General features: G+C 34.6%; 18 protein-coding genes. 10 read left to right on the top strand and 8 right to left on the bottom strand.

The window, feature by feature from the left end; genetic code table 11:
- Positions 1–229 precede the first annotated feature (229 nt).
- The 3 genes from N3F66_11885 to N3F66_11875 all read right to left on the bottom strand — a co-directional run bounded on the left by N3F66_11885 (position 230) and on the right by N3F66_11875 (position 4757).
- On the bottom strand, positions 230–841 hold the full coding sequence (locus N3F66_11885) for a hypothetical protein (GenBank protein MCX8124843.1): 612 nt from the start codon (positions 839–841) through the stop codon (positions 230–232).
- Between the two features lie 275 nt (positions 842–1116).
- On the bottom strand, positions 1117–3081 hold the full coding sequence (locus tag N3F66_11880; protein ID MCX8124842.1) for an aldehyde ferredoxin oxidoreductase family protein: 1965 nt from the start codon (positions 3079–3081) through the stop codon (positions 1117–1119).
- 452 nt (positions 3082–3533) lie between these two features.
- Positions 3534–4757, bottom strand: coding sequence for a hypothetical protein (locus N3F66_11875; GenBank protein ID MCX8124841.1), 1224 nt, complete (start codon positions 4755–4757; stop codon positions 3534–3536).
- A 606-nt stretch (positions 4758–5363) separates the two neighbouring features.
- Between N3F66_11875 and N3F66_11870 the strand changes: the two genes are divergently transcribed.
- A complete protein-coding gene (locus tag N3F66_11870) occupies positions 5364–5504 on the top strand; it encodes a hypothetical protein (protein MCX8124840.1) in 141 nt (46 codons plus the stop codon).
- A gap of 94 nt (positions 5505–5598) precedes the next feature.
- Here the strand turns inward: N3F66_11870 and N3F66_11865 are convergent, their stop codons facing one another.
- On the bottom strand, positions 5599–6075 hold the full coding sequence (locus tag N3F66_11865; protein MCX8124839.1) for a hypothetical protein: 477 nt from the start codon (positions 6073–6075) through the stop codon (positions 5599–5601).
- A 271-nt stretch (positions 6076–6346) separates the two neighbouring features.
- A complete protein-coding gene (locus N3F66_11860) occupies positions 6347–6799 on the bottom strand; it encodes a hydrogenase maturation protease (protein MCX8124838.1) in 453 nt (150 codons plus the stop codon).
- Positions 6800–6916: 117 nt separating this feature from the next.
- Between N3F66_11860 and N3F66_11855 the strand changes: the two genes are divergently transcribed.
- The 5 genes from N3F66_11855 (at position 6917) to N3F66_11835 (ending at position 11668) form a co-directional block, all read left to right on the top strand.
- Positions 6917–8116: an HD domain-containing protein gene (locus tag N3F66_11855; GenBank protein ID MCX8124837.1), complete on the top strand. Its 1200-nt coding sequence runs from the start codon at positions 6917–6919 to the stop codon at positions 8114–8116.
- Between the two features lie 176 nt (positions 8117–8292).
- Positions 8293–8688 carry a YkvA family protein gene (locus N3F66_11850; GenBank protein ID MCX8124836.1) on the top strand — a complete coding sequence of 132 codons (396 nt, stop codon included), beginning with the start codon at positions 8293–8295 and terminating at the stop codon, positions 8686–8688.
- The gene (locus N3F66_11845; protein MCX8124835.1) at positions 8685–9413 is read left to right on the top strand and encodes a hypothetical protein; all 729 of its coding nucleotides are present in this window, start codon (positions 8685–8687) and stop codon (positions 9411–9413) included. Before N3F66_11850 ends, N3F66_11845 begins: the two co-directional genes overlap by 4 nt.
- Positions 9414–9479: 66 nt before the next feature.
- Positions 9480–10019, top strand: coding sequence for an HDIG domain-containing protein (locus N3F66_11840; GenBank protein MCX8124834.1), 540 nt, complete (start codon positions 9480–9482; stop codon positions 10017–10019).
- The gene (locus tag N3F66_11835) at positions 10019–11668 is read left to right on the top strand and encodes a radical SAM protein (protein ID MCX8124833.1); all 1650 of its coding nucleotides are present in this window, start codon (positions 10019–10021) and stop codon (positions 11666–11668) included. Before N3F66_11840 ends, N3F66_11835 begins: the two co-directional genes overlap by 1 nt.
- Here the strand turns inward: N3F66_11835 and N3F66_11830 are convergent.
- Complete coding sequence (locus tag N3F66_11830; GenBank protein ID MCX8124832.1) at positions 11665–11988, bottom strand: hypothetical protein; 324 nt, start codon at positions 11986–11988, stop codon at positions 11665–11667. The genes N3F66_11835 and N3F66_11830 overlap by 4 nt on opposite strands.
- Before the next feature lie 6 nt (positions 11989–11994).
- Positions 11995–12612: an L-threonylcarbamoyladenylate synthase gene (locus N3F66_11825; GenBank protein MCX8124831.1), complete on the bottom strand. Its 618-nt coding sequence runs from the start codon at positions 12610–12612 to the stop codon at positions 11995–11997.
- A 342-nt stretch (positions 12613–12954) separates the two neighbouring features.
- On the opposite strand from N3F66_11825, the gene N3F66_11820 reads away from it, so the two are divergent.
- From N3F66_11820 to N3F66_11810, 3 genes are all read left to right on the top strand, one after another.
- Positions 12955–14997, top strand: coding sequence for a bifunctional (p)ppGpp synthetase/guanosine-3',5'-bis(diphosphate) 3'-pyrophosphohydrolase (locus tag N3F66_11820; protein MCX8124830.1), 2043 nt, complete (start codon positions 12955–12957; stop codon positions 14995–14997).
- Between the two features lie 4 nt (positions 14998–15001).
- On the top strand, positions 15002–15595 hold the full coding sequence (locus N3F66_11815; protein MCX8124829.1) for a Maf family protein: 594 nt from the start codon (positions 15002–15004) through the stop codon (positions 15593–15595).
- A gap of 88 nt (positions 15596–15683) precedes the next feature.
- A complete protein-coding gene (locus N3F66_11810; GenBank protein MCX8124828.1) occupies positions 15684–16223 on the top strand; it encodes a hypothetical protein in 540 nt (179 codons plus the stop codon).
- Between the two features lie 68 nt (positions 16224–16291).
- Here the strand turns inward: N3F66_11810 and N3F66_11805 are convergent, their stop codons facing one another.
- Positions 16292–17005 carry a hypothetical protein gene (locus N3F66_11805; protein ID MCX8124827.1) on the bottom strand — a complete coding sequence of 238 codons (714 nt, stop codon included), beginning with the start codon at positions 17003–17005 and terminating at the stop codon, positions 16292–16294.
- Between the two features lie 175 nt (positions 17006–17180).
- Here N3F66_11805 and N3F66_11800 point away from each other — a divergent pair.
- Positions 17181–17948, top strand: a 768-nt coding sequence (locus N3F66_11800; GenBank protein MCX8124826.1) for a metallophosphoesterase, incomplete at its 3' end; no start/stop codon positions are given.

Genomic DNA, 17948 nt, shown 5'->3' with positions numbered 1-17948 from the left:
ACACTGGAGTACCCATAGACCATCATGACTATTTTGTGCAGTTAGGGAAGACATTTGCAGAACGATTAGCAAAATTCTTACGGTATGATGAAGTTTACCGCAAGAGGTATTCCATTGATGGGTGGATTTAACTAGGCAGACAGTATTCATTTGCAATGTTTTAAGAGAGGGTGAAAAAAAGGGGCTGGTTGCCCTGCCCCCAAATTGACTAATTGATATTTACATTGTTTTATAATGAATGCATTGCACCAACCAACTCAGTAGTAACATCTTGTCCATTAAATGTCACAGTGCCGGTAACAGTTGATGACACTATTGCCCCAGTTTGAGGATCTAACACAAAATGAATTTCAAGATTATTAAATGAAAAGGAGCCGGATTCTCTGCCACTGAATTCAATAGTACCATTTATTGTGAAATCCTCGGTCATTCCTGTAAATTCTTCTTCATTCATTGTAATGATTGCCTTCACAGATTCGGTCAAATTACCATTTAAAATAAACCCATCATTTGTATAATTTGTTAATTCAGATTCTGCAATAAATTCTATTGTACACTTAAATTCTTCAAATAGTATTTCTCCACTTATTGTTATACTAAAACCAGGTGCAATTTCATACGTTTCCGGGCCAAATGTTTCTGCTAATTCTTCCTCTTCCACTGATCGTGTCAATGACCTATCACCATAACCGCTTTCATCCATACCAGCGTTACTAATTGCAGTAAGCACATCTGCCATTACTTCAAATTTTGATTTTTTTGTTGAGCTATCGCTTCCACTACATCCCATTATAAATAATGAAAATGTTAAACTTACAGCTACACAAACAATCTTTTTCATTGGGAAAATCCTCCTTTTAATTAGTATAAAAAAATTCCAAAATATTTAAAATAGGTATAAATATATATCCATGATATAGGTTGTAGCTCAATACAAACACCGATCGTTGTAATTTGCGGATATAGCACTTTAAGTATCTTTATTTCGATATATAATATTAAAAATGAGCTGGGAAACCCCTTCCAGCATTACCACATACAACAAAAATTATATTTAGTCAAATATTTTTTATAGGTATTCGCTAAAAATATTGGCAAATATACAATTACAGACTATCACTTTTTGTCTGGACTGAATAGCTCCTTAATACCAAGCTCTTCTAATTTGCTTTCAGTGGGACCTCCTGTTGTAGAATCCCATCCTGTTATTGTAAAAAATTGATTTAAAAGCTCTTGTAAAGGTATTGTGACTCCTTTTAATGGACCTTCATGCAAAGGCGGGTTACCCTGTGCACGCGGGGCTATAAGGGTATTTTTTACATATATACCTTCACGGACATTGAAAGCTTTGCGCACATTTAAAATACGTTCCCCAATTGTTAAATATTCATCTGCAGGAAGATCCCAACCAGTAACAGCGTTAATATACTCTACCAGAGGGATTGAACCGCTTAAAAAGCCAAACTGACACATTCCGCATCCATTAAATAAATTGGCAAAGTATATTGAAGCTGCTGTTAAAGTAATGCGCCTTGTTGTGGCATCGCTTGCTTTTTGTAACATCTTTTTTACTTTTGGAAATTGTTTCTTTGTTTTGTATAAGCTATTGTATAAATTTGATGCAATAGTATGCCGTCCAGGTGTTGCTTCAGATGAATAGGTAATAGCAAATCCATCATCTAACCTGCTATCGTGCATGGGGAGCTCCTGCCCACCAGCATGCATGGCATATTGCTCCGACCCTTTGCCAAGCTTTTTAGCTGCACGCATAACGCCATCAGCCAAAATATTTCCTAAACCTTTTCTCTGAATTATCATTTCAGTTAATGCAAGGATTTCCCTGCCCCTGCTCCATCCTAATTCTAACCCGCCCGTGTCCTTTTTTGTCAATATACCATGCTCATAACATTCAACAGCAAACGCAACAGTAGCACCCGCTGATATTGTATCAATACCTGCCCTATTACATAGCTCATTTATTTCCATTATTGTGTTCAGATCATCTAATAACAACATGCCACCAAATGAACCCAATGTTTCATATTCTGGTTTATGTCCTAAAGTGCCCTTAAATCTTCCTTCTTTAATATCAACTATTCCACCACATCCCAATGGGCATGACTGGCAAGCATATCGTTTCTTTTGATGTGCCACTACATTTTCATCAGATATTTTATGAACACCCGGAAAATCCAGATAGCCAACTCCAGCCCAGTTTTTAATTGGTGTATCACCTGTGAATGCAGAGTATACTGTTGTGCCACATGTTCCATAGCGTTTAAATATTTCGCGTACTGTTGAGGGTTGCGTTGGTACTGAAACTCGGGTACGCGCAATAATCTGGCTTAAGAAATTCATCATATTTACAGTAGCTTTATCAATTGGACTTGTTGATTTAAAGCTATTTAAAAATTTTCTATTAATTTCTTTTAACACATCAGGTCTTGCAACTGGTATCTTGTTTGTTCCTTTAATGGCGATAGCTTTTAAGTTTTTGCTACCCATTACAGCACCCATCCCACTACGCGCTGCAATTCTACCACCATCAGTCACAATCCCGGATATAAGCGATAGTTTCTCACCAGAAGGTCCTATGCAGGCAACCTGAATTTTATCATCTTTGAGTTCTTTTTTAATGAGCTCTTCAGTTTCGACAGTATCTTTCCCCCATAACTTCTTTGCATCTTTAATCAGTATTTTGCCATCGTTAATAAAGATGTACACCGGCTTTTTTGATTTACCAGTAACAAATATTGCATCAAATCCAGCGCGTTTGATTTCTACAGAAAAGAACCCTCCACAGTTACTATCGCCCCACCCCCCTGTTAATGGAGATTTCCCAACAACCATGAACCTTCCTGCAAAATATGCACCGGTACCGGTTAAAAGCCCTGAGCAAAATCCCAGAATGCTTTCAGGTGACAATGGATTTATTTTTGGTTTTTGAAGTTGAGAGATAATAGCTGCACCAAGGCCATAGCCTGCAAGATACTTTTTATAAAAGCTATCGTCAAGCTTCTTAATTGCAGATTTGCCTGTAGACAGATTAATAATACAATACTGACCCATATAACCACTCATACGTAACCTCCAAAATATATTTTTAATGTAATAGCTTGCTTCTCAATAGCTCAAACGATTCAATCATCATCGTGTGTAAAAAATCAATTTACGTATCTACTACAAAAAAGATAACTTGTAGCATTGCAAATCTGTAGATATCACAGGCAACGGAATTACTATATCATATTTCCCTATATCATATACATAGTATTAAGAAAATTATTACAAGAAAAATTTCATTATTTGTTTTTTTATATTTTGATAACTATTAACTGGTATTGTAACAATGTCACTTTAATTTCTATTGTATCCTACTATGTATATTGATAATACAATGTTTATACACCACATAAAATTAAAAGTCAAAATAACAAAAAAAGGGGGACTCCTTTTTTCATGGAATCCCCAATTTTTTTTGTCCATCATGTTTGCATGATGGGATAGGGGGCTGGAGTAACAGCTAAAATATATTACAGTTTATATCCAACCTGTACTGCTACAAGGTTTCGTGTCCTATTCAATTTTTCTGAACCTAATTCACCCTCAAGGAAATATGTATACGAGTACGTTAGCGCCACATTGAGATTTTCATTAATACTGTACGCACCACCTATGCCAAATCCCAACTCATCAAGTGCTGGATTAACATCGGTCCCGGTTGGGGATACTATTTTATCATTTGTGCCTTTATCAGCATACATTATCCCCGCACTGAAACGGAGTTCTTTGCTTAAAAATTGCGTTAAGGCAAGCATGTACACTATATCATTATCAACTTCATCCTCTGCACCTTCCCAATCAGCCTGCTTATTGAACATATAGTTTATCTGCAATGCAATGACTGTACCCATAACAGGCATACCTGCAAAAGTCAATGTTGCCATAGCAGGAAGGTCTTCACGAACTTTTTCCCCATCTTCTGCCTCAAGTCCAGCTTTAACAGCTGGTACTGGATGTGTTGCCTTTTGATCTACTTCAAATTCCCTTTTTACTGCTGTTGCATATGTCACACCAATGAGGAAGCCATGAGCGGGCACCACATTCATTCCTATGACACCACCAAAGCCATTTGCTTTTTCAGTTGTCTTCTGATTTGCTGGAGCATTGCCTGCAAGTGGAACAACACCATCCCATTTTGAGGTCGTTTCAGACATCACATATCTACCACCCACTGCTACAGAAAACATATCATTTATTTTATAAGATCCGCCAAGTGTTACATTGTATGTTACTGACTCAGCTTCAAGTGAAACACCAGATACACCTGGCCCTCCTGGAAGTGATACACCAAGAGTTGCATTTACTAGTGGTGTTCCATCATCCCACTTCAATGATGTAAACGGTGCACCATCAAGTACATTCACATACAGAAAACCTGCAAACTGGGCCTGTTTATACAAAAATGAAACTGCTGGCAACACAAATGCAGTAGTTTCCCCTTTTAATGTTGTTCCACCAGCTTTTGCTTCAATCCCTTCAAACGCTGTGATATTACTTACATTAATGTAAATCCCATCTTTAAGCCATGCAGTGCTTGCGGGGTCATACATTGCCGTTTCATCACCGGTATTGTCATTCATACCAGCAATATGCTTTGCTGTAAAATGGCTTGTTTGAGCAATACCATTAGCATAGGCTATGGTACTGGCACATGCTAAAGCCAGTACTACCATACACACTAAAAATCTTTTCATCTGCGATCCTCCTTAAAAAATATATTTTTACCGCCAATGCGGCATATAGCCCTAATTACCTAATACAATATAAAATTTTTCATTTACTAATAATTTTATTCCAAACTGTATTATTGTGTTCAAAAAAATTAATGTATATTCATTAATTAGTTATTAATGTCTATTCATTAATTTTGTCAACCATTTTTCAACATTTTAAAATATTAGTGATTATTTATTTAATAAGTGTGCCTGGTATGTTTTTGACAAAAGCGGAAAATAAAGAAGTAGTTTATACCATATTTATTTTATATCCTGAATATCACCCACACTCATTGTAATATCATCAAATTGCTCATATTTGTGTTTTAAAATAACAATAACTAATTATATTTGCTTATTTAAATAGTTAAAATGCCAAATTTTTTAATACTATATGATATAATGATATAGTTTTAAAAACATTGGGATTAATTATTGCTAAAGTATAGAAAATCTTTTTTAAAAAAGGTAATTTATGAAAATTTTTTTATATATAGAATTTTTTACTTGCCTTTTTAGTATTTTAGTATATATTTAAGTTAATGGATTACTTTATTTATTTTTAAAAATCTTAGGAGGATTACCATGAAAACCAATACATATTGCATAGATACCAACTGTTCCTACTGGCGTAATGTTGAAGATTTGTATTCAGGATTAGTTGCAAAAAATGAAAATTTAAGGAACAAGATTTTTAGTTTCAGAAGTTTTATAGCTGCAGAATAACCTCATTAAAGCAACCCATAGAACCTCCGATGTAATAACATAGGGGCTGGTCACTAACCAGCCCCTATGTTATTAATACATAGTAATTTAAAGCTTATGCTATTGCCTTTACATTTTCCTTCTCAATTTTTTCAATTAGTTCTACATAATATTCATTTGAGAAAAACTTATACATGCTAATTCGTGAATCTTCAAATGACTGTAGAATCTGTTTATACTGGCTTACATGTCCTTCTTCGCCAATACATATTCCATGGCGCTTGCCGTATCCACATTTTACACAAATAGGATTTTTCAATGCCTTATAGCAACCGTTGTGCTCGTATCCATAATGGTGGCAGAACGGGCATAACTCATAACGCAAGCCAGAACACCCCAGCTTGAAAATATTATTTTTAATTTTTTCCCATACTTTTGCAGCTTCTTCATCGGTCCAGCTTTTAATTTCCTGCTGGTCACCATCATTAAAATACCAGGTACCTGGTACATTTAACTCTTTTTCCATACGATTGGCTTTTGACTTCATGAAATCAATAATGGCTTGCTGGAAATTGAGCGGTTTTTGTTTCATAACAATATCCCTTTTAATGTATTCTGCAAATCATATATCCCATTCCCTCTACAATTAACATCTTTAAAATTCATAATCAAAAAATAAAAAAAACAACTCAAAAAGAATATATTAATTTGCAGTCGCTACTTCTATTTAATAAAGTATAACCATTCGGTATTTTTTCAAGGTTTTTTTGTAAAATTAAAATATTTTTTTATTTTATGCAATAATTCCAATTACCTAATATTTTAACTTTGGAATTATAATTATTTTACACAGCATTCATTGATTAAACCAAAGGAATTGATTCTTCTAAACCCTGGATGATACAATCAATAACCTTTTCAATTGCCTCCTGGACTGGAATGCTTACAGTGTCACCCACATCAATATTGTGGGGTTGTATTCCAATAAAGGTAATTTCTGGTGTAATCTCCTGTAATTTGTGTAATATATCCACCATAGGCATACTGTGAGTAGTGATAACTTCATTGCTAATCTTATTTATAGGTATTCTCCTAAACTCCCCAGAACTAAGAGCCATATCACAAGTATCAATAATAACAATTTTTTGCGGATTATATCGCCTAACTATTGCAATATAATTCTGTGGCATGTACTCTGCATCAATGCTGGGTAGTCCCATTGACTTACATTTTTCAGCAATAATGCTTCCTGCGGCATCATCGCTTCGCAGGCGGTTTCCTATTCCAAGGATTAGTTTTTGGCAACACTTAGACATTTTACAGTAACTATCGCCCATTATTTTTAACTATAGCTGTATATTAAAATATTTTACTTGCATTTAGACCATTGACAAGTTTTATTTTCATTGGTTATCACTTCAAAGGAAAAATTCATGATAACAAAAGGCTTAATTGAAAAACTGTTCCAAGCAGCAAGCATTCAGCGATGGAATGACCACGTGCGTCCAACCGAGTTGACCGAAATAGACAAACAAGCGCATAAGATGATTATTGCATATACTATTGCAAAATTCCAGGAAGAAGAAAATCCTGGATGCGTAAACTGGCAGCTTCTTATTGAGGGAGGCATTTTTGAACTTTTACACCGGGTGATAGTGACTGACATTAAACCGCCAATATTTCATAAAATAATAAAAGAAAAGGGAAATGAACTTAATGACTGGGTGTTTGGACAACTTGAAGATGATATTAGTTGTGTTAAGGGTAATTTTAATGAAACCTTCAAAAGATATTTTAATGATAGTAAATTTGCTGCATTTGAGAAAAAAATACTCAATGCAGCACACTATTTAGCTACAAACTGGGAATTTCAAATTATTTATCAGAGCAACAAATTTTTATACGACATTGAAAAAACTAAAAATGAGATAGAAAGCCAGATAGAACATCACATTGATTTAACTGGTGTTCAGAAAATACTGTTGCATCGCAACATTTCCGGTTTCATTAATCTATGTGGGCAACTACGATTCCAGCAGCGTTGGGCACAAACGCCCCGCATACCCAAAACGTCAGTGCTTGGACACATGCTTATAGTTGCACTGCTTTCGTACTTTTGCTCACGTGAACTTGGTGCATGTCAAAAACGCATGTATAACAATTTTTTTGCATCACTCTTTCATGACCTTCCAGAAGTGCTAACACGTGATATTGTTTCACCAGTCAAACGTTCGGTTAAAGGTCTGGAAGAAATTATAAAAGAATATGAAATCATTGAAGCCAACAACCGCATTTTTCCCCTTATCCCCCACACGTGGCACAACGAAATGCGTTACTACATATTCGATGAATTTGAAAATAAGATATACTACAATGATACAATCAGAAAGGGATTATCCTTTGATGAGTTAAACACACAGTTTAATGATGACAGATTCAATCCACTTGACGGGCAAATGTTGAAAGCCTGTGATGATTTTGCCGCTTTTCTTGAAGCTTCATTTTCAATCAAATACGGGATTAAACCTGAAGGACTGGAATCAGCAAAACGTAATATCTATCAAAAATACCGTCAGAAGCATCTTACCATTGGTGACATGGAGTTTATTGTTCTGTTTGATTATTTTAATTAATCCACAAGTTAAATGCTGCTTTTTTAAAGTTATAAGTAAGTATATTTGCATATACTTGCTTATACAGTTTGCTTTTACCAATTCTTTTTGATACGTTTTGTAACAAAATTATAATAGTATGCACTGTAATGTTGTGCTGAATAAAATTTTATAAATTATCGTTACAATAAATTTTTATGAAAAATAAATTTACAAACATTTTTTTTAACTTCCGCGATTCAATAGGAGCACTATTATTTGCACTCAAGCATCCAGAAGTTACTATATGGTCAAAAATTATAATAGTAGTGGCATTGGCCTATGCCTTTTCACCAATTGATGTTATCCCTGATTTTATTCCTTTTATTGGATATATTGATGATGCAATTATTGTCCCTTTTTTATTTTTCCTGGCAATCAAATCTATCCCTGAACCCATATTTCAACAGTGTAAATTAAAAGCTCATTCCACATTTAAAAAATCAATAGGATTTATTTTACTTGGATTACTACTTGTGATTATTGTATGGGCTTTTGTTGGTTTTATAATCTATGGAATCATTGCTGCTATTATCAGGCTTTTCCATTTATGATTGCTATCATTAATCCTGACACTCCTTTACCTGTGATTGATGGACTTGTAAAAAATGGATTTATACCTATTCAAGTACCGCTGTGTCCACTGGTTGAACGCCCCATTGCAGGGCATCCTGATATACAACTGTGTATAATAGGACAATATATTGTATATCAACCTGCAATCGACCCTGCATTTTTACAATCACTTATATCATTGCTATCACACAAAGAATATGCCTTTATAAAGGGTCAGAGCATGTTACAGACAGAGTATCCCTATGACTGCGCCTACAACTGTGCATATACCGGCACAGTAGCATTTCATAACACAAAAGTTACCGATAGCTCAATAAAAGAAATCCTTGCTACAATCCATCAATGCTCTGACCCCATCATACACGTTAACCAAGGCTATACTAAATGCTCAACCTGCATTGTTGATACAGATGCAATCATTACCTCAGACATATCAATACACAAGGCGGCAAAAACGCATACTATTGATTCACTGCTTATCACACCTGGTTATATTGACCTGCCGGGATATAAATACGGATTCATTGGCGGTGCATCCGGAATAGCTGCAGATACCGTTTACTTCACAGGAACACTTGCCACACATCCTGATTACAATCACATTATAGATTTTATTGCACAGCACAATAAAAAGATTGTCTTTTTGTCAGATCTTCCTGCAATTGATATTGGCTCTATCTTTTTTATTGACACCAAAAAATGACATGCTATTGATATTGTATAGATACGAGCAATAATACATAATAATGGATTTATACGGTTGCCCACCATGAATATTCCTGATACTACAACATGCTTAAAGTTACTGCAGCAATACCACATTTTGCCCAATGTACTGCAACATTCATTGCAGGTGCAAAAAGTTGCATGTGCTATTGTCAATCATCTTAATGGGAGCGTGTCAATTAACCGCGACCTTGTGTGTGCTGCAGCGCTTTTGCATGATATTACAAAATCGCGTGCCCTCATTACTGGCGAAAAGCATGACATCACCGGCAAGCAACTTTTGGAAGAATTAGGGTATCCTGAAATAGCTGATATTGTTGGACAGCATGTGTTCTTAGACGATACCTCACCCAATTCACCCCTCACTGAAGCTGATATAGTATATTATGCTGACAAACGAGTTATGCATGATACAATTGTAACTGTAGACCAGCGTATTGAAGATTTGCTTAAACGCTACGGCACTACACCAGAACGTTATGCCCGGATACTTGAAAACAAGGACATCATATTACTAATAGAAAATAAGTTGAAACGCCATCTTACAAAACCTATTGAAGACATTATCCATTCGTTACAATAATGAACAAAAAATATTGCATCCTTGATTGTTACGTTGATGAACCAGCGTGTTTTGGTGTGCCACCATTTGTGTCGCCTTACCCGCGTTATGTGTATGGAGCGCTGATAGATGCCGGTATTTATGATGATGCTATTTGTTACCTCACAATTGACCAGCTTCGCACAAGTAATTATTCCTTTTCACAAAACTATGATTACGTCTTTCTTATAGGGGGGGCGATAGTTCCTGGTAAATACCTTGGATTCAAAATAGGAACTATACGTGAAATAACAAAAATCATTGCCATTAACAAAAAGCAGCGATTTGCAATTGGTGGAATGATAGCCCATCTTGTAAAGGATTTTCCTAATACCACACTGGTAACAGGAGACATTGAACAATTTGCATATTCAGTAGCTTGTGGCAAAGATCCTTTTACCGATAACTATCGCACATATACTGACCTAGCGCGATGGGCTGTTGCAGGAAGCAAATGTGTAACCTTTCATCCGCTATTTCCCAACCTTATCTGCGAGATAGAAACATACAGAGGTTGTCCTCGCAAAAATCATTGTTCATTCTGTGCCGAAGGGTTACTGCAATCTGTTGCTTTCAGAGATGAAGAGGATATCTTATGCGAGATAGATGCGCTTATTCATAACGGGATTACCCGGTTTAGAATTGGAAGACAAGCTGACATCATTGCTTATAAATCACATTTGCAGGAATTTTTACATGGCTTCCCACGCCCAAATCCTGATGCCGTTATAAATCTCTTTGGCGAATTAAAAAAACGTACAAATGATGGCCGCATAACGATGCTCAATATTGATAATGCTAATCCTGGCACAATTTTTTATTTCCCCGCAGAATCGCAGGCTATTATCGAGTGCATTGCTGATACCGTAACATGCGGCGACACAATACCGCTAGGGGTGGAATCATTTGACCCTGAAGTTATTGTAAAAAACAATCTTAAATTACACAAAGACCAGGTTATTGATGTTGTACGGCTCATAAATGAAGCTGGTGGAAAAACACAAAGCGGGATGTACCGTCTGTTGCCTGGCATTAATCTTATACATGGGCTTATTGGTGAAAATGCAAACACGTTTAAAATCAACTATGAATCACTGTGCCAAATTATGGAAAAAGGCTTACTACTAAAAAGGATTAATATTCGCAGTTTATTTCCCTTCCCAGGAACTATCGCAGCGCAAAAACATGTCCATAACACTCTTATTGAAAATCGTTATCGTTACTATAGAGATAAAATTCGCAGTGAAATTGACCATGTTATGATTCAAAAATTATTTCCTGTTGGTACAATTATAAAAAACATGCAGGTGCTATTGCAATTACATGGCTATTCATACGCAAAAGAAATACGAAGCTACGCAATAACCGCAAAAATTCCTTTGGTTTTACCTCAAAATTCATTTACCGATTGTATTGTGATTGGCCATCAAGAACGTTCGCTATTATGTGTCCCCTACCCCATAGCAATAAACACATTGCCACAAAAAGCATTAGAAGCAATTCCAGGAATTGGCAAAAAGGGAGCCTCTGCAATTATCATGAATCGCCCATTTAAAGAAATGAATGATGTAAAACCTTTTCTTGTATTTGTTCCTGAAACAATTGTGCAGGCTATCGCACTAGGACTTTAATAACGCTTGCGTTCTTTATCATGATTGAGTTTGTTCATGATATACACAGCTGCATATCCACCAATAAATGCTGCTATGATGTTTACACCCGTATCATAGACTAAAAAACGCAATATTTTTATTGTAATATCCAGCAGTAATTTGTCCAAAATAAATCCACCGATTAATGCACCAATAACACCTATAACCATCCCTCCAATAAAACCGCCAAACAGATCGCGCCGTTTTAAACTATAAAATATCCACGACACCAATGCTCCCATAGCTATATAAATAACAATTGCCAGAAGTTTCATCAAAAAGCTTAACAATGCATCCATTACCTCTTATTCCTCCTCAATAAAAAATAGTTGACCCTTTCCTTTGCGGACAATCTTGATATCACCCCCCGAAAAGTCAACCACTGTTGAAGGTTGGCTTATCTTTGGGCCACAACTTAATATCATATCTACCGCATTGCGGTATTCTTTATCAAGTTCAACCGGATCAATGACATAATGTCCTTCTTTAGTACTTACACTGGCAGTCATAATTGGATGCCCTAATGCCTGTACAAGTTCAAGGGCAATGGTATTATCCGGAATTCTGACACCAATGGTCTTTTGATTGGTAATTGCAATTTTTGGTACTAACTTTGAAGCCTGAAAAATAAAAGTATATGGACCTGGGAAAGCCTTTTTCATTATTTTAAATGCAATATCCGAAACATTACGCACATACTGGGATATTTCTGAAATATCTGAAAAAATGAAACTTAGAGGCTTGTTATTAGGAATTTTTTTAATTTGATATAAACGTTCTATTGCTCGTTTATCGTTTATATCGCATCCGTATGCATATACCGTGTCAGTGGGGAAAATAATAATACCACCCTCTTCAAGAACTTCCTTTGCTTTCTTGATAAACCGCTTCTGTGGATTATTTTCGTTAATTAATACTATCATAGTTATTATTATACATTAATTAACGGTTATTTTCTTTATTTAATTGAATGTATTACTCAGGGTGTGTATTAAAAATATAAGGCTTTTGCAGGAGTGCCTGCTGCAAAAGCCTTCAACCCGGTAAATGTGCGAATAGGAGTGTCTTGTAATTATCAACCAATATTATCATCGGAATATTTTATCATAGTTGAAGAAATTTTTTTCAATACGGCATAAAATACAACAAAAGTTAAATAATTAATGCTGTGGTTAATATTATAATTGAAAAAATGAACCTTTGTAATTATATTTAATTATGTATGTGTCACACAATTTATAAAAAATATTTAAGATATTAAAACCATGTCGCCAATAGATCTGAAAATAAAAAGCAGGGATTTAGACACTCTTATAGCTGTTATTAACGAAAATAATCCCGAAATAAATATTGAAAATATCAGGAAAGCCTACGAAATAGCAAGCGAAGCTCATAAAGATCAACAACGCCTCTCCGGTGAACCGTATATTGTTCATCCTATGGAAGTGGCCATCATCTTGGCTAACTTAAAAATGGATGAAACTACAATTATTGCAGCTCTTCTGCACGATGTTGTTGAGGACACTCCCATCAATCTTCAAAAAATAAAAGAATTGTTTGGGGAAGAGATAGCTACTCTTGTTGATGGTGTGACAAAAATATCCTCCTTAAAAAAACAAACAAAACAAAAAGAACAAGCCGAAACACTGCGAAAAATGCTTTTAGCTACAATTCATGATGCGCGAGTGATTATTATTAAACTTGCTGATAAGTTGCATAATATGCGGACAATAATGTTCCAGCCTGAACATAAACAAAAATACATTGCTCAGGAAGTTCTTGATATTTATGCACCGCTTGCTGGTCGTCTTGGCATGTCAAAAATACGCAGTGAGCTTGAAGACCTGGCGTTCAAAATACTCCATCCTGAAGAATATAAAGAAATTATTGAACATATAAAAGCTCGTAGAAGCGAACTTGAAGCATTTATTGAATCTATACGACATATTTTGGAACAACGTTTAAAGGAGCTAAATATTGAAGCCCAAATACAAGGAAGGATTAAACATCATTATTCAATCTTTAAAAAACTGCAGCAAGGAAGAACCTTTGATGACATTTTTGACCTTAGGGCAATCAGAATTATAACTAACGAAGTGAAAGACTGTTATGGCATTCTAGGAATTGTTCATACAATATGGACACCTATACCTTCCCGATTTAAAGATTATATCGCTGTCCCAAAATCAAATATGTACCAATCATTACATACAACAGTTATTGGACCCGATGGCCATCCTCTGGAAATTCAGATACGTACATGGGACATGCACGCAACTGCTGAGATGGGTATTGCTGCTCACTGGTTATATAAAGAAGGTCTTAAATCATTTAAGCCTAAATACAAAAATATCACAATACTAAATAACATAAATGAATGGCAGAATGAGATCAAGGATACGCGTGAATTTATTAAAGAACTCAAGATGGACCTTTATGAAGATGAAATCTTTGTCTTCACCCCCAAAGGTAAAATTATAAAATTAGCTAAAGGCTCAACTCCGGTGGACTTTGCATATTTAATACATACAGAAATTGGGAACCACTGTATTGGAGCAAAAGTAAACAACCAGCTTGTCCCATTGAAAACCGAACTCAAAAGTGGTGACATAGTTGAAATTTTAACAAGCAAAAAAGGACATCCTTCACCTGCATGGCTTAAGTTTGTTAAATCTTCCAACGCACGGTATAAAATACGCAACTGGCTTAGAAAAAATGCAGAAGGTGAAGAAGAACATTCTGAAAAAGAAGAAAAACATGAAAAACAAAAAGAAAAAAGGGAAAAAGTTGCCAGTGTCAGCATCCCAGAAAATGAACTTGTTAAAATTAAAAGTTATACCAATAAAAAGAAAGTTGGCATAACTATAGATGGAACAAATAACGTCATGATACGCCTTTCGCAATGCTGCCAACCAATACCCGGTGACGATGTGGTAGGGTTTATCACACGAGGAAGAGGCATTACTGTACATAAAAAAAACTGTCCAGCATTGCAACGATTGCAGAATGAAAGTGAACGTTTTGTAGATATACAATGGGAACAATCAGAAAGTACGTATCCTGTTAAAATTGCTGTTGAAGCAATTGACAGGACTAATTTATTGAAGGATGTTGCCGATGAAATTTCTTTAACAAAAACTAATATTATACGGGCTGAAGCATCAGTAGTAGCAAAAGATCAGGCTATATTGAAATTTGTTCTTGAAGTAAAAAGCATCAGTCACCTCAATGAGATATTAAAACGACTTAAGCAGATTAAAAATGTAACAAGAGTATACAAGCTTAACGAAAAAGTAATTCTCAAATAAATATATGGACATCATTCTTGGATCCTCATCTCCCCGAAGAAAAGACCTTTTGCAAAAGCTATTTACTAATATAACAATTATTCATCCTCACGTTGAGGAAATACCCCAACCCAATGAAACACCACTGCAATTTGTACAAAGAGCATCTGATGATAAATTGAATGACATTAACAAAAAAATAAAAATAAACCCATCACTTATCATAACATGTGACACAATAGTAACTATAGATAATGAAATCTTAGGTAAGCCAGTTGATTATGATCATGCATATTCTATGATTGCAAAATTGTCTGGGAGAACACATCAGGTGATTTCATCTATAAGTTTACTTTTCATTCATGAAAACAGCTATCATACACACACTGATTATGAAATCACACATGTAACGTTCAAAAAACTTCTAGATAATGATATCAGGGATTATTTATCAAAAATTTATTACATGGATAAAGCTGGTTCTTATGCAGCTCAGGAGTATGGACATATTATAATTGAAACAATTAACGGGTCGCTCACAAATGTCATAGGGTTCCCCTTACGCTGTTTTTTCAGAATGCTAGTTGATATGAATATTATACAAAAACTTTTTAAATAATTTATAATTTTAAGATTGACATATTATAAAATCAGTTTATTATTTATATTCACTGCGTTTAAAAATTTTAACAAAAAGGTTATACATTATGAAGCAGAGAAAGCAATATATAATAAACAAGAAATTTCAGCTTAAAACCACGTTTTCGCTTATAGCTATTGTTTTTGTAATTGTTGCTATAATTATTGCTGCAATAGGTGTCAATGCAGCTGCTAATAACAAACGACTCATACATATCATTCAGATACAGGATAACATTGTTGAAGCATTAATTGCATACTCACAGTCACCACACGATTCGGAACAAAAATTAGCAATAAAAAATATTGCCAATGACCATGTAAATAATATTAATACAATCAAGAAAATTATTGAATTAAATAACATATTATTGGTAATCATTATAGGATTTGTTATACTGCAGGGAATAATACTATATTTTGTTTTGATTAGAAAAACTCACAAAATTGCTGGGCCAATTTACGTTATGTCAAATTATTTTAATGATATTATTAATGGTACCATACCCAATCCACGACCATTGCGTAAAAATGATGAATTACAGGATTTTTATGCATTGTTCATAAAAATGGTTGACTCTTTGCGTTCGCGACTACAGGGAAAATAACATAAACGAAAAAAACCCTGCTTTATAATAGCAGGGTTTTTATTATACCATCACACACAAAAATAATTTTATTCTACCATCTTCAAAAGCTCTTCAACTATATCTGCTATATATTTATCATTGGTATCTTTGCAATATACTGAATAAATCAAAGGCGGGGATATCTTGGTTCTGTATAATTTATAGTAATAAGTAGTAAAAATTAGGTCATATTTACCTTCTTTCTTGCCAAAAAAATACTCACCTGTTATTGTTGTTGGAGCATCAGGGTCATACATTTTTACTGAATAGCCATGTTTAAACTTATATACATCTCTTCCACTTTTAAGTTTGGCTTTAAGCAATGGCAAAGAGTTCATTTTATATGAGTAATTTATTGTAAAAATGTCTCCCATTATAATTTCTTTTTTCAAATCATCAATGCCTTTATAGAAAGATGTTGTTGGCTTTAACGGTGTGGTCAATTTTTTTACTTCAGGGAAATATTCATATACTTCTTCGGGTTTGCCATCGCCATTCTTATCCTTAGCAATGCTTATAACCTTCTCAATGCCAGTAAAATCTCCTATTAGTACAGAAACTGTATTTTCAATGCACTGCAATACAAAATAATTTCTGAAATCTTCTGTAACTGGCATAAACTGTAACCTGTCTGGTGATATCTCACTTTGAATAAATTCATTGCTTTTAAACATTTGCTGAGAATAATTATATGTAACATAAAAGCACAGTAGTATTGCTGGTATCAATAATAAAGAAAAAATTATATTTTTATATTTCATAATTGTAACCCCAATTATATTGTTGAATGGCTTATTCATGTAATTATTCTATTCCAAAGAAAAATTCAAGTCAATAATAAAAATTTTTTTATTAGCATTTTTGCTGCTTAATTCTATATCACAGCAATCAGGTGTGCTATTATTACAATTATAATAATGTAACAGGAACGCTACCATGAGAAGTTCAGCATTTTATTTTATCTTTAGCACAATACTTATAATCTATCTGTTAGCAAATTTTTATGTGCTCCAGCGCATACAAAAATTAGTCCCTTATCAGTATAAATTAATTTCTACCACAATTATAAGCATTCTTGCACTTTCATTTTTAGCAGGAAGAATATTGGAACGGTACACAGTGTGTGCAGCAAGTGACTTTCTCATATGGATTGGTGCGCTATGGATGGGCATCTTCATATATCTTTTCTTAGGTTTTATTATAATCGACAGCATACAGGGAATAATCCTTTTGTTTACTAAATCACTTAATTTTCAAAAAATAGCGTATGGTATTGTAATCATTGCTAGTATAATTATATCTACAGCTGGATTTATAAATGCACGCGTGCCTCACGTAAAAGAAATAGAACTAAAGATTAATAAACCCTCAACAATAAAGCATTTGCGTATTGCCTACGCCAGTGACATCCACTTGGGGTCAATCATAGCTAATTCACGTTTGCAAAAGCTGATAACATTAATCAACAATGCAAAACCTGATATTATTATATTTGGTGGCGATATACTGGATGAAGACCTAAAACCGGTTATAGAAAATAATTTGGGCCAGCTCTTAGTGCAACTCAAAGCTCCCTATGGTGTCATTGCTGTACCTGGTAACCATGAATATATTGGTGGGATACAAAATGCTATACACTATATAAAAAATCACAATATTCGGGTCCTTAAAGATGAAGTATATACCATTGGCGATATACAGATC

Source organism: Spirochaetota bacterium, assembly GCA_026414805.1.
Lineage (GTDB): Bacteria > Spirochaetota > UBA4802 > UBA4802 > UB4802 > UBA4802.
Note: the sequence above shows the minus strand (reverse complement) of the source record. Positions and strands in the feature narration are given on the sequence as shown.

Excerpts from the sequence above, each read along its gene's own strand:
- N3F66_11815 (MCX8124829.1), top strand. The coding sequence starts at position 15,002 with ATGGACATCATTCTTGGATCCTCATCTCCCCGAAGAAAAGACCTTTTG.
- N3F66_11830 (MCX8124832.1), bottom strand. The coding sequence starts at position 11,988 with ATGGATGCATTGTTAAGCTTTTTGATGAAACTTCTGGCAATTGTTATT.
- N3F66_11810 (MCX8124828.1), top strand. The coding sequence starts at position 15,684 with ATGAAGCAGAGAAAGCAATATATAATAAACAAGAAATTTCAGCTTAAA.
- N3F66_11865 (MCX8124839.1), bottom strand. The coding sequence starts at position 6,075 with ATGAAACAAAAACCGCTCAATTTCCAGCAAGCCATTATTGATTTCATG.
- N3F66_11875 (MCX8124841.1), bottom strand. The coding sequence starts at position 4,757 with ATGAAAAGATTTTTAGTGTGTATGGTAGTACTGGCTTTAGCATGTGCC.
- N3F66_11845 (MCX8124835.1), top strand. The coding sequence starts at position 8,685 with ATGATTGCTATCATTAATCCTGACACTCCTTTACCTGTGATTGATGGA.
- N3F66_11835 (MCX8124833.1), top strand. The coding sequence starts at position 10,019 with ATGAACAAAAAATATTGCATCCTTGATTGTTACGTTGATGAACCAGCG.
- N3F66_11805 (MCX8124827.1), bottom strand. The coding sequence starts at position 17,005 with ATGAAATATAAAAATATAATTTTTTCTTTATTATTGATACCAGCAATA.
- N3F66_11870 (MCX8124840.1), top strand. The coding sequence starts at position 5,364 with ATGAAAACCAATACATATTGCATAGATACCAACTGTTCCTACTGGCGT.
- N3F66_11850 (MCX8124836.1), top strand. The coding sequence starts at position 8,293 with ATGAAAAATAAATTTACAAACATTTTTTTTAACTTCCGCGATTCAATA.
- N3F66_11880 (MCX8124842.1), bottom strand. The coding sequence starts at position 3,081 with ATGAGTGGTTATATGGGTCAGTATTGTATTATTAATCTGTCTACAGGC.
- N3F66_11885 (MCX8124843.1), bottom strand. The coding sequence starts at position 841 with ATGAAAAAGATTGTTTGTGTAGCTGTAAGTTTAACATTTTCATTATTT.
- N3F66_11860 (MCX8124838.1), bottom strand. The coding sequence starts at position 6,799 with ATGTCTAAGTGTTGCCAAAAACTAATCCTTGGAATAGGAAACCGCCTG.
- N3F66_11820 (MCX8124830.1), top strand. The coding sequence starts at position 12,955 with ATGTCGCCAATAGATCTGAAAATAAAAAGCAGGGATTTAGACACTCTT.
- N3F66_11855 (MCX8124837.1), top strand. The coding sequence starts at position 6,917 with ATGATAACAAAAGGCTTAATTGAAAAACTGTTCCAAGCAGCAAGCATT.
- N3F66_11840 (MCX8124834.1), top strand. The coding sequence starts at position 9,480 with ATGAATATTCCTGATACTACAACATGCTTAAAGTTACTGCAGCAATAC.
- N3F66_11825 (MCX8124831.1), bottom strand. The coding sequence starts at position 12,612 with ATGATAGTATTAATTAACGAAAATAATCCACAGAAGCGGTTTATCAAG.